At 59.1% G+C, this 12,371-nt stretch carries 5 protein-coding genes; 4 read left to right on the forward strand and 1 reads right to left on the reverse strand.

Annotation, left to right across the window (positions count from 1 at the left end; genetic code table 11):
* Positions 1-392, reverse strand: a 392-nt coding sequence (locus ACW5W8_RS22450; protein ID WP_498630536.1) for a DNA-binding protein, incomplete at its 3' end; no start/stop codon positions are given.
* A 432-nt stretch (positions 393-824) separates the two neighbouring features.
* Between ACW5W8_RS22450 and ACW5W8_RS22455 the strand changes: the two genes are divergently transcribed.
* From ACW5W8_RS22455 to fdhF, 4 genes are all read left to right on the forward strand, one after another.
* A complete protein-coding gene (locus ACW5W8_RS22455; protein WP_234898189.1) occupies positions 825-1,619 on the forward strand; it encodes a LexA family transcriptional regulator in 795 nt (264 codons plus the stop codon).
* A 453-nt stretch (positions 1,620-2,072) separates the two neighbouring features.
* Positions 2,073-6,317: an ATP-binding protein gene (locus ACW5W8_RS22460; RefSeq protein ID WP_498630539.1), complete on the forward strand. Its 4,245-nt coding sequence runs from the start codon at positions 2,073-2,075 to the stop codon at positions 6,315-6,317.
* Entirely contained in the window at positions 6,310-7,521 is a 1,212-nt protein-coding gene (locus tag ACW5W8_RS22465) for an EAL domain-containing response regulator (protein WP_498630541.1), read from the forward strand. The genes ACW5W8_RS22460 and ACW5W8_RS22465 overlap by 8 nt, the downstream gene beginning before the upstream one ends.
* A gap of 531 nt (positions 7,522-8,052) precedes the next feature.
* Entirely contained in the window at positions 8,053-12,219 is a 4,167-nt protein-coding gene (fdhF, locus tag ACW5W8_RS22470) for a formate dehydrogenase subunit alpha (protein WP_498630543.1), read from the forward strand.
* The last annotated feature ends 152 nt before the right edge of the window (positions 12,220-12,371 follow it).

Consider the following 12,371-nt stretch of genomic DNA (forward strand, 5'->3'; position numbering starts at 1 on the left):
TGCTGGCAGGCGTGATAGGGCGTCAGAAAGATATCGGCGGCCTGCAAAATCAGCAGTCTGGCATCTACTTTTTTGCGTGGGGCTTCGCTCAAGGTCAGCAGTTTACGGCCAGCATCAGGCTTGGCCGGTCTCTCTCGCTCCAGTAACTTGGCCATCGCCTTGCCGCCAGCACTGTGATCTGTCACGGCCTGACCTTGCTGAGCCACAGCCTGCTCTGCCAAATGGCGGCGGGTTTCTGCTGGCAATGAACTGATGTGGAACTCGCTGCCTTTACCTATTTCCCTTGGTCTGGATTTCCAATTTTCTTTGCTCGCTCGGATCCGAATTGCACGATCTGTTGCAGGCAGACCAGGTAAACCGGCCAGTTTAATCGAAGTAAACCACTCACTCATGGTCGTGCTCCTCACCTGACTCGGCCCCTTGCTGGTAACCAATGAACTGATACAGCTCTTTCATGATCCTGTCGGCAAGGGCTCCATCCCGTGGTAACCGGTTAGTGTCAGGCGCGTACATTTGAACATACAGCTGGACTGTTCGTGGGTTGTAATCACGAGACAGGGCCCATGCACGACAGCTAGAGCCTTTGGCCACTAGGTGTGCGTGTATGTGTTTCGCGCTTCGTATTTCCATCGGTTCATTCCGTGTTAATATCCGTTGGTTATTCGCATTGCGCAGGCATCACATTTATACGCATTGCGAACATTTGTGATTATTGATCCGTTTCGTACGCACGTCAATCACTGGAAATGATAAGTACACGTTTCCGATGCGTATAAATACACGCACAGTGGAATTCGATTCTAACTGTTTGATTTAAAAGGGATATGATGGAATCGGAAAACGAGAACCAGATCGGAAATACAGATCCGTTTCTTAGGAGTGGGATCGGATCCTTCCCTGAGCGTTTAACTGAGGTCATTGGTACCCAAAGCGTGCGCTCATTCGCAGAAGAGATCGGACTCTCAGAGGGGGCCGTACGCGCCTTTTTAAAAGGTCGTCTGCCCAGAGCTGATGACGCTCTCGCCATCGCACGGGCAAAAGGCGTTGATTTGGTTTGGTTACTGTCAGGTAGCTCAGCCGATGAGCCAGCATCAGCTAACCTATCGACTCACGCGCTCAACGAAGAATCAAAAAAATACAATAATATCAATGCTATATCAGATACTTCTATATGCTACAAATGGGAGGAATTTGATGAAGAGTATGCCCTGATCGATGGCTACCACATCTCAGTTAGTGCCGGGCATGGAGCATTTAATGATGACCATAGCGTTAAACGCAGGCTGGCGTTCCGCCGTAAGTGGCTCAAATACCGGCAGTTGAATCCAGATAATCTGGTAGTGGTATTTGCCAAGGGGGACAGCATGGAGCCAACCATCCATTCTGGCGACTCTATCCTGGTGGATATCAGCCGCAACCAGATCCAGGATGGTGGCCTGTTCGTGCTGCGGTTAGGGGATGAACTCTACGCCAAGCGGCTGCAGAAGCGGGTTGATGGTGGGGTGAACATCATCAGCGACAATAAAACTGGATACGAAACCCTGGCGGTTATGCCGAACGAGCTGGACTCGTTGAGCATCATTGGCAAGGTCGTCTGGCTGGGGCACGATTTTTTTTAACCACCCCCGCTTCATTTTGGGGTTTAAACACCAGATTAAACCCCAAAATGCGTTGCCGAGCCCCCCACCTCTAGTTTTCATTTTTGGCGCATTGTTTCTTCGCGTCGTGCGCAATTTTTCATTTTGGCGCCGCGCGCGCCTGGTACCCTCCGATCGCAGTCTAAGCCTTGGCAGCCTTGAGTTTGTCCCACGAGTTCCCACCTGCTTTCGGCTGCTCCCGTTTTTTTCATTCTCTGTGGTCGGTTACACCACATCACCTGAGTTGGGTTTTGACAAAAAACACCCGGCGCATCATCGCGCGATGCGGCACAAAGGCCTTATCATCAGGTTGCCATACCGGGTCACACCAATACGTCGGAATGCATGTCGTGGCCCAATATTGAGTAAATTGAAGTTGGCCGCTGCATTTTAAATGCACATACAATACGCCCCCAATTTTGTTGGATTCTTGTGATGCCCAGTCAATGTAATCGTTTCTTCCTGTTTCTCCTGCTACTGCTCTGGGGCCTAGCGGCGCAGGCCAATACCAGTCTGAATGAGGACGAATTCGATCTGTCTGAGCGTGCCTGGCTGTCATCACACCGGGAGCTGATCATCGGCATGCCGATGATGGGGGACCCCCCATACAGCTATAAGAACGCAGATCAGCGTTTTAGCGGCCCGATCCCCGACATTGCACAGCAGATCGCCAGAAAGCTCGGCCTGACCCTGCGCTACAAGGTTTATCCCTCCTACGCCAACGCGTTGGCCGGACTTGCCAGTGACGAGATTGACATGCTGGTCAACGATCAGCCGGGTGAGCAGTGGCGAGCCAAAATAGTCTCCATCCCGTTTTTGATCTCCGTACCACGCGGCGTATTGCTCAACAATGGCAAAACGGTGCTGTCACTACAGGATGCCCATGGCTTGCACTGGGTCTGCGTCACGGGGGTCAATGCCTGCAGTGAATTGAAAAAATTGGGGGTGCAACGCATCACCGAGGCAGAGAGTCGCACCGAAGCCGCCTTTATGCTCAAGCAGCGCCAGGCTGACGCCTATCTGGCTGATATGCCCTCACTGGTGATGGTGAAGGAGCAGCATCGTAACGCAGGCTTCACTATCGCCACCCCGGCGTGGGTGAGCGCAACCGCCCTCTCCATCAACATGAGCCAGCGCAACCCGGCACTGGTCAGCCTAGTCACCAAGGCATTCAACGAGATCCCGGTTGAAGATCGCCGTCGCATGCTGGAGGCCAGCATCACGGCCCCCCATGCACACGCAGGAGAGGCCAAGTCAGTCCAGTTTACCGCCGAAGAACAGCAGTGGCTGAGCCAACATCCGGTGCTGACTTACGGTGTCTCCCCGGAATGGACCTCAATGAGCGAGTTCAATTACCGGGGCCAGCTGGTCGGTTTTGTGGCGGATCTGATGGCGCTGATGCATCAATTTTCCGGGCTGGAGTTTTCTCTGGTGCGCACCCATAGCTGGAGCGAGACCCTGAATCTGCTGAAGGTCCGGCAGATCGATTTTATTCCGGCCATCTCCCCCAACCGCGAGCGCGGCCAGTTTGCGCTGTTCACCCCCGGTTATCTGTTTATCGATAGGGTGGTGGTGGGCCCCAAACGCAGTGCCGATATCAAAGATATCTCGCTGCTGCGCGGAAAACGGGTCGGCATGGTGCATGGCTCGGTGGATAAAGAACTGCTGACTCACATTGGCGCTCATCCGGTAGAGGTCAGTAATGACAGCCGCTTGCTGGAGCTGCTGGACATGGGGGATGCCGATTACGTGATGGTGACCCTGCCCTCCATCAACCAGCGGGTGAGCGAACGCTATCAGGTGGTCTATGCCGGCAAAGACCTTCGCCTGCCGCTCGCCATGGCCACACGCAAAGATCCCATGCTGCAGCGGATCCTCACCAAGGTGCTCTATTCGATACCGCCGGAGGAGATCAATAAGGTGGAGAAACGCTGGCTCTCCACTAACGTGCAGACCGGGATCAATACCGAAACCGTGCTGCTCTGGCTCGTGATGGGTGGCGCGGCTGCCACTCTGCTGTTTGCTCTGTTCTGGGCCTGGAACCGCACCCTGAAACGGGAGATCGTGCAGCGTCAACGGGCTGAAAAGACACTCAATGAACAGCTGGTTTTTATCCAGACCTTGCTCGACTCCCTGCCCAACATGGTCGCATTGCGGGATCGCCAGCATCGCCTGACCCTCTGCAATCGGGCATACCGTGAACGGTTTATCGGTGACGGGTCAGAAGTCGACGGTTGGGGTTATTTGACCGAGGATGAGCGGCAACAGATGCTGCGCGAGGAGCGTGCGGTCTGGGAAACCGGCGAGCTCTTCGAGGGCGCGGGTTATACCCAGCGCGAGGGGGATGAACCCCTTCATGTGGTCTACGTCAAGCTCCCCTACCGCACAGCTGATGGCTCGATGCAAGGTGTACTCACGGTACTGACCGATGTCAGTGCCCTCAAGGCCGCCGAAAACAAGGTGCGAGAGGTGGAAGCCAGGCTGCGGGATATCACCGACAGCATGCCGGGTCTGGTCTATCAATACCTTTGGCAAGGGCCCGGCCAGGGTAAATTTCTCTATCTGTCCCAAGGAGCCAGCGACATTCTTGGCCTGTCCCATCAGGAGTTGATGGCCGCAGAGTCAGGCGGCGCGATCTTCGGCTTGAACGACGAAGCGCTGGCAGCCTTTGTCGATGAGGTGGCCACACACGCCCGCACCCTTGAGCCGCTCGATATGGAGGTGCAGGTACCCTCTGAACAGGGGGCTCGCTATATACAGGTACGTGGCAACTTTGTGGCGCAGGAGGGCGATAAGCGCTTGCTCAACGGCGTGGTGCAAGACATCACCGCCCTCAAGCAACAGCAGCATGAACTGCGCGAGGCGCGCGCCGCGGCCGAGCAGGCGATGCAGGCTCGCAGCCGTTTTCTGGCCACCATGAGCCATGAACTCAGGACCCCCATCTCGGGCATGCACGGCATGCTGGAGCTGCTGCGCATGAGCGAGCTCAACGATGACCAGCGCTATCTGCTGCGCAATGTGGAGAGCTCGGCCAACAACCTGCTCTATCTGGTCAACGATATCCTCGACTTTTCCAAAATCGAGGCGGGTCAGCTGCACCTCAATCGCCAATCCTGCCGTCTGCAACCGGTGGTGTGCGATGTGATCCGCGGCCATGCCGCACTGGCCTACAGCAAGGGGTTGAAGGTCAGTCTCCAGTGGGATGATCAACTCCCCGATCTGGCTGACATCGATCCGGTCAGAGTGGGTCAAGTGGTCTCCAATCTGCTCAACAACGCGGTGAAGTTCACCGAGCAGGGCGCCATTTCGATCCGGGCCAGTTATCACGACCAGCAACTGGTTATCGCGGTGACGGATACCGGCATCGGCATCGCCAAAGAGAAGCAAGCGCTGCTCTTTACCCCGTTCGAGCAGGTAGAATCTGATATCAATCGCCGCTTTGGTGGCACCGGTCTGGGTCTGACCATCTGTGACCAGCTGGTGCAAAAGATGGGCGGCACCCTGACAGTCGAGAGCCAGCTCGGTGAGGGGGCCTGCTTCCGTTTCAGCGTCCCGCTGGTCAATTGCTTGTGGGAGCCACCCGCTCTGGCGGGCAGTGAATGGTGGTGGCTGGGTAGCGACACCGCCATGCAGGCCACCATGGTGCGGCTCGGCGCCCGGTTAACCCATCTCGATACCCACCGGCTCATCGATAAGCTCGATGGCCTGCTGTTGGCGGAAGAGGCCGCGCTGGAGTCCAGCCTTGGGAGCGAATGGCCCACCCTGCTGCAATCATCCTCCCTCAAGGGGGTCATCCTCTCCCCCCGCGAAGCATTGCGCGGGCGCATGGGCTCGGAGAACTGGTGGCGGCTCGGCCAATCCCCGCTCTATCCGGATCTGTTGCTCGAGAGCTGCCGCGAGCTGATCACCGGACGAGCCGTGACCACCACGGCAGCCAGTATCGAAAAACTGGGCGGGCGGGTGCTGGTCGCCGATGATCATCTGGTCAATCGCGCCCTGCTGACCCGTCAGCTGGCAATTCTGGGGGTGGAGTGCGAGGTAGTGGAAGATGGCGAGAAGGCGCTTCGCGCCTGGCAAACCCGGGATTTCGCCCTGCTGATCACCGACTGCCACATGCCGCACATGGATGGCTACACCCTGACCCGCCACCTGCGGGAACAAGGGGAGCAGGCCCCCATCATCGGCGTCACCGCCGATACCTCGGAGGAGGCGGCAGCCAATATGACGGCAGCCGGCATGAACGACATGCTTTGCAAACCCTATTCGCTGGAGTCACTGCGCCAGATGCTGCTACGGTGGTTGCCAGCCACCATACTCCCGGGGACCACTCACGCGCTACCGACTCTCAATCCCGACATGATCGGTCGCTGGCAAACACTGTTTGGTGATGAAGTGCTCGCCAAAAGCATGGCAAGGGAGTATCTGGCCTCCAACCGGAAAGATTGCCACGCTATGATGAACGCGCTCTCCTCCGGTGATAGCCAGGAGCTGGTGGAGATCGCCCACCGCATCAAGGGGGCTGCCAGAATGGTCGGGGAGCTCTCCCTGGCCGACCAGGCGGCGCAATTGGAAGCGGCGGCCCGCCTCAAGCAGTTGAGCGAGCTCGAACTGCTGACACAGAAGGTTGAGGAACAGATGAACAATATTGAACGTGAAATGGGATTGTGGCTCGATGAGTAGAACGGCAGACGAGTTGGTCATCATGGTGGTCGAGGATCACGGATTCCAACGCAAGACCCTGATGCACCAGATCCGGGCGCTCGGTTATCAGCAACTGCTGGAGGCCGCAGACGGCGTTGAAGCGCTGGCGCTGTGCCAGAGCCATACCGTCGACATCCTGTTCTGCGATCTGCGGATGCCCGGCATGGATGGCATGGCGCTACTGCGCCGTCTCTCACTGGGTGGCTTTCGGGGGGGCATCATCCTCTCCAGCGCGCTGGAAGATGACGTGGTGGATGCCGTGCTGCGCATGAGCGCAGCCTATGGCCTCCATGTACTGGGTCGCATCGACAAACCCTCCAGCCCGCAACAACTGCGCCAGCTGATCGAGGCCTGGGCGCCCACATCGGCCCCCTCTGACCAGGAGGATGGCCTCCCCCTCTCGGTGGATGAACTCAAGCGCGCCCTCGACCACGACCAACTGCAGCCCTGGTATCAACCCAAGGTTGCCTTTGCGTCCGGCCAATGGGTGGGGATGGAAGCGCTGGCCCGCTGGCAGCATCCGGAATATGGGCTGATCTCCCCCACCCTGTTTATTCCGCTGGCGGAACAAAACGGTCTCATCGACCAGCTGACCGATGTCATCATCAACAAATCGCTGCAGGATTGCCATCTGTGGGGACAGACCGGCCTCTCCCTCAATCTGTCGATGAACCTCTCAACCACCTCGCTGATTGAGGGAGATCTCTGCCACTTCCTGATCAACCAGTGCCAGCGCTGGGGCGTCAATCCCGAGCTGATTACCCTGGAGGTGACAGAAAGCTCGTTTGTCGAGGATATCGGCAAGGCACTGGAGGTGCTGACACGACTGCGGATGCACGGCTTTGGCCTCTCCATCGATGACTTCGGCACCGGCTACTCCTCGATGCAGCAGCTGGCGCTGCTGCCGTTTACCGAGCTCAAACTTGATCGATCTTTTGTCGATCGCTGCTATGCCGACCCCTCCCGTCTGGCCATTATCGAATCGAGCATCGAGCTGGCACGCAAGCTGGGGCTGAAATCAGTCGCCGAAGGGGTGGAAGATGTACAGACCTGGCAACTGCTGGCCAAGCTGGGGTGCGATATCTGCCAGGGCTTCTTTACCGCCCGCCCTATGCCACGCAGCGAACTGCAGCACTGGCACCAGATCTGGCAAGCCCGGCTGCCCACCCTGATATCCGGCTGATCTTCCGCAACCAACCCTTTGGGCCAACAGCGCGCCGATCGGCAACGTGAATGGCCGCCTTGGAAAAGGTGGCCATTTTCTTTGTGTCGGGCTCGCCACTCACGCATGCCCGCCCCCTATCCACCAACCTTTTATCCAACCGAGTGCCACCCACCCCCTTTGCTCTGCATGCGCCGCATGCCATGAGTCACCACTATATGCAAAATAAGTTGCATCACAAATGGTGCTACTGGCGGATAACGCCTATCGCGAGCGAGAGCGGCCTCTCTTCTGCCAGATGCATAAACTGACAATAAGATAATGAATATCCTGCTGTAACAGGAATAGTTCTCAACGATGCGCCGTGCCGATGAGGTAGACAAGACGACCTGAAATCGTTTTCTCTTTTGAACAATAAGCTGTCTAAAATCAAATAAAGTTGTAAATAATCTTTGTTATGGTGAGTGTATAGCAAGCGGCCTCCCTGTCGCTTCCCCTGCTGGCTCCGCCAGATGCAGCATTTTCTGCGCCTTGAAAGCGAGTTATGACGCCATGATCACCATCACCCTCGATGGGGCTCAGTGGATGGTTGACCCGACCAGAACCCTGCTCCAGATAGCCAAACAGCACCAGACTGATATCCCCTCCCTGTGCGGTGACAACACCAACGGCCCCAAGACGCCGTGCGATCTCTGCGTGGTGGAGATTGCCGGTCTCGGCATCCGCCGCGCCTGCGAGACGCGCCCCGAGGCAGGGATGGTGATCACGACGCAAAGCGATGTCCTACACGCACACCGCCAGCAGGCGCTCGGCCGCATCCTCGCAGATCACTACGCCGATTGCGAAGCCCCCTGCCAGCGCGCCTGTCCGGCCGGGGTGGACATTCAATCCTATCTGCACCACATCGCCATGGGGGAGCACGAGGCAGCGATGGCCGTCATCAAACAGACCCTGCCGATGCCTCTTTCCATCGGCCGGGTCTGCCCCGCTTTTTGTGAGGCAGAGTGCCGCCGCGCGCTGGTGGATGAGCCGCTGGCCATTCGTCAGCTCAAGCGCCATGCCGCCGATCTCGATCTGGCCGAGGTGACCCCCTATCAACCGACAAAGAAGCCCACCAAGGACAAGCGGGTGGCCATCATCGGCAGCGGCCCGGGCGGCCTCACCTGCGGTTACTATCTGGGTTACGAGGGGTTCGAGGTCGATCTGTTCGAGGCGATGCCCGAAGCGGGTGGCTGGCTGCGCTACGGCATCCCCGAGTACCGGCTGCCCAAGGCGATCCTCAATCAGGAGATCGACCTGATGTGCCAAAGTGGCATGCGGATCCATACCCGGCAGCGACTGGGCCACCAGATCACCCTCTCGGCGCTGTGCCGCGACTATGATGCGGTCTGTCTGGCGGTTGGCGCTTCCAAGGCGGTGCCGATGGATTACCCGGGCAGCACCCTGGCCGGTTGCTATCTCGGGGTCGATTACCTCAAGGATCGGATGCTGGCCAAGCGGCTCACCACCGGCAAGAGGGTTGCGGTGATCGGCGGTGGTAATACCGCTATCGACTGCGCCCGCACGGCGGTACGCCTCGGCGCCGAAACCACCCTTATCTATCGCCGCACCCGCGCCGAAATGCCCGCCGAGGTATATGAGATCGACGAGGCGGAGCACGAAGGTGTGCGCTTCATGATGCTGACCAATCCGGTAGAGAATCTGGCCGATGAGGCTGGTCGCGTCTGTCAGGTGCGCCTCGAGAAGATGGCCCTCGGCGAGCCGGATGCCTCCGGCCGTCGCCGCCCGGAACCCACCGGCGAGTACCTCATAGAAGAGTTTGATACCGTGATTGCGGCTGTGTCGCAGCAGCCGGATCTCAGCTTTATGGAAGGGGAGCCCCTCACCCTCCCCTTCACCCGCTGGCAGACGCTGGAGTCCCACCCCGAGACCATGCACAGCGGCCACGGCAACCTGTTCGCCATCGGCGATCTGCGCCGCGGGCCCGCCACCGCCATCGAGGCGGTCGCCGATGGTCGCAAGGCGGCGCTGGCCATCGATCAGTTCCTCCACGGTGACATGATCGATCCGGTTCGTCCTTTCAACGCCTGCAAGGCACCCACACTCAAGCAGGTCGATCCCGCCCAGTTTGCTCACCTGAAAAAAGTCGCCCGCACCATCATGCCCCATCTGGCAGAGCAGGATCGCGAGGGCAGCTTTGCCGAGGTGGAGCGCGGGCTGAGTGATGCCGATGCCCGCAGCGAAGCCAGCCGCTGCCTCGAGTGCGGCTGTCAGGCCAACACCGATTGTGCACTGCGCGACTACGCCACCGAATACCAGGTCGAGCAGAGCGCTCTCGACACCAGCCAGAGCCAGAAGTTTGCAGTGGATAACAGCAGCGAATTTATCGTGTTTGATGCCAACCGCTGCATTGGCTGCGGCCAGTGCGTGCAGACCTGTGGTGAACAGGCGGTACAAGGGGTGCTGCGCTTTGCCAAAAACAACGATGGTACCCTCTCGAACCGGCCGCAGTTCGATGCCGGGCTGGCAATGGGCGACTCCCACTGCGTGCAGTGCGGCGCCTGCGTACAGGTCTGCCCCACCGGCGCTCTGGTGGATGCCCGCGACAAGTCGCAGGGGCGCACCGAACTGCTCACGCCGGTCAATACCATTTGCACCTACTGCGGGGTCGGCTGCGGCGTCACCCTCTATGTCGATGAGGCGCTCAACCGCATCCGCTATGTGGAGGGAAATCGCAACTCGCCGGTCAATCAGGGGCTGCTCTGCGTCAAGGGACGCTTCGGCTTTGACTTTATCCAGAGCGAGGAGCGCCTCACTACCCCGCTTGTCCGCAAAAATGGCGAGCTGGTGCCCGCCAGCTGGCAGGAGGCCATTGCCCTGGTTGCCGAACGCTTCACCGCCCTGCGCCAGCGCTATGGCAGCGATGCACTGGCGGGTTTCTCTTCGGCCAAAACCACCAACGAAGAGAACTACCTGTTCCAGAAGTTCATGCGCCGGGAGCTGGGCACCAACAACGTGGATCACTGCGCGCGGCTCTGCCACGCCTCCACCGTCACCGGGCTGGAGGCGTCACTCGGCAGCGGCGCCATGACCAACGACATCCCGAGCATCGACCACTCGGATCTCATCTTCATCATCGGCTCCGACACCTCGGCGGCTCACCCCATCATAGGCTCCCATATCAAGCGGGCAGTCACCACGGGCAAGGCGCGGCTGGTAGTGGCCGATCCGAAGCGGATCGAGATGGCCGACCATGCCAGCCTCTATCTGGCCCATCGCCCCGGCACCGACGTGATGCTGCTCAACGGCCTGATGCAGCAGATCATCCAGAACGACTGGCACGACAAGGCCTATATCGCCGCGCGGGTGGAAGGGTTCGAGGAATTGCAAGCAGAGGTGCTCTCCCCCGCCTATGCCCCGGACAAAGTAGCCCTTGTCACCGGCGTACCGACCGAGCAGGTGATCGAGCTCGCCCGCCTTATCGGCACCGCCAAGCTCACTGCCATCTACTACTCGATGGGGATCACCCAGCACACTACCGGCCATGACAATGTGCGCGCCATCGCCAACCTGCAACTGCTGTGTGGCAACATTGGCATCGAAGGGGGTGGCATCAATCCGCTGCGGGGCCAGTCCAACGTGCAGGGTGCCTGTGACATGGGGGCGCTGCCCAACGGCCTGCCCGGCTATCAGAAGGTGGCCAACCCCGAGGTGCATGCCCGTTTCGCAGCAGCCTGGCAGCAGCCTGACTTGCCGCGCACACCCGGCCTCACCCTCACTGAGACCATAGATGCCGCCTGTGCGGGCAACATTAAGGGGCTCTATGTGATGGGTGAAAACCCAGTGCTGAGCGATCCGGATCAACACCACGTCATCGAAGGGCTCAAGCAGCTGGAGTTTCTGGTGGTGCAGGATATCTTCCTCTCCGAAACCGCCCAACTGGCCGATGTGGTACTCCCCTCCAGCTCCTTTGCCGAGAAGAGCGGCCACTTCACCAATACCGAGCGGCGAGTGCAGCGCATCTCCCCGGCCCTCAAGGCACCGGGCGAAGCGCGGGATGACTGGTGGATCATCCAGCAGATCGCCAACGCCATGGGCGGCGACTGGCACTATCAGCACCCGCAGGAGATCACCGCCGAGATCTGCCGGGTTACCCCGCAATACGCTGGCATCCAGTGGGACAAGGTTGGAGCGCAAGGGCTGCAGTGGCCCTGCAACGACGCGGCCCCCGAAGGCACTCGCCTGCTCCACGGCAAGCAGTTCACCCGTGGCAAGGGAGAGATGGTCGCCACCCCGTTCCGCTATGCCGCCGAACTGCCCGACGAGACCTATCCCATCGTGCTCACCACCGGCCGCCTGCTGGAGCAGTTCCACACCGGCACCATGACCCGCAAGACCAAGGGGCTCGACAAGCTGGCTGGCCCGCGGGTGATGATGAGCGTGGTGGATGCGCAGCGGTTGGGGATCAGTAACAGCGAACGGGTGAAGGTCACCAGCCGCCGCGGCCATATCGAGCTGCCCGCCTTCGTCACCAAGCGGATGCAGCCGGGCGTGGTCTTTATCCCGTTCCACTTTGCCGAAGCCCCGGCCAACCGGCTCACCATCAATGCCACCGACCCCCACGCCAAGATCCCCGAGTTCAAGGTGGCGGCGGTGCGCATCGACAAGGTAAAGTGCCACCTGTCCTCAGCAGACAAACATGAGATGGGGACCATCTGACCGGAATAAACTACGCAATCAGCTGGATAAATCACAATAAAAAGAGCCACCCAATGGGTGGCTCAGACTGCTGACAAACCCCTGGACGCCGATCCCGGGGTTTGATCTAATTGCTGCATGGTCAATAAATGGACTGCACCATGCTCAGAGAA

Source organism: Aeromonas aquatilis (assembly GCF_054052405.1).